General features: G+C 29.6%; 1 protein-coding gene. It reads right to left on the bottom strand.

The features are described from left to right. A partial coding sequence (locus B3J44_RS17210; protein WP_286969919.1) for an outer membrane beta-barrel protein occupies nt 1-455 on the bottom strand: 455 nt, incomplete at its 3' end. Nucleotides 456-1,107: the final 652 nt, after the last annotated feature.

Below are 1,107 nucleotides of genomic sequence, written 5' to 3'. Positions count from 1 at the left end.
TAAGAAAACGCATAAGACATACTGTAGTTTTTATTATCTACCGCATCTAACACTTCATAGCCGATATGAGTTCCGAAACTACCCGCTACTACTTTAAACTCTTCTGTCAAATTGTATGTAAAATATAATTGTTTAATCATAAATTTTGCGCTTGCATCTTTATCTGGCGTTTCATTATATGAAAATTCTGCTGCTCTTTTTCCGAAACCTAAGTCTACAAAAACAGAAGCTTTTCCAAAAGTATGACCTGCTTCAATCGATGCCATTCCTAGCTCGAATGAATTTTGTGAGTTGGTGAAGCTCGTTAATCCATTCATCTGTTTTGAAAAATCATATTTATAGTACGCATCTGCAGAACCTCCCCATGTGGTTGCTGGAGCAACTGCTTCCTCTTCTTGGGCAAAGGCAAAAGAACTTGTTAACATCGCGGCTAAAATGTGAAATGCTTTTTTCATGTTTTAATTTGGTTTTTAGTTATTAATTGATTCTGGTTAGTTAATCTTTTTATATATCTATTTACTAGTATAAGTCATTTCTAAAACCTTGCATGCGCCCTTCAAATCATCATCATTTTCATTAGCGAATTTATTAACTTTTGTATGAGTAGAATAATTCAAAACTGCTTTTTTGACGTTTTAGGCGAAGAATTACGGATTACAAAAATTAAATCATCAATAATCAATATTTGATATTTATCGATATTTGTTTTTGAAAATTCAATAACACTATTTTAAGTTGTTTTCTATTTTTAAAAGGGTAAAACAAAAATAAAACAGATAAAACTACAAAAACAAACATTAAAATGACATAAAAAACAACACACCCCCTAAATTTTTAGGGGTATTAAAAAATTAAACAATAAAAATAGTTTTCAAATCGAAAAAACAAAACAGCATAACCTCATTTACAGCTGAGGAAATTATTCTTACAAAAACAATATCCGATTTTAGTACTGCCCAACCCATTTTTCATCTATATTTTTTAAGAGAAAGAGAAAACAATAAACAAAAAAAGCCTGCTCAGATATGAGCAGGCTTACTTGCATTTTAGCTAAAAATTGACTTATTCTTCTTTATTATATTTTCTTAAATATTCTCGGACTTTAAT

The organism is Flavobacterium sp. UBA4854, assembly GCF_002399805.1.
GTDB lineage: Bacteria > Bacteroidota > Bacteroidia > Flavobacteriales > Flavobacteriaceae > Flavobacterium > Flavobacterium ginsengisoli.
Note: the sequence above shows the minus strand (reverse complement) of the source record. Positions and strands in the feature narration are given on the sequence as shown.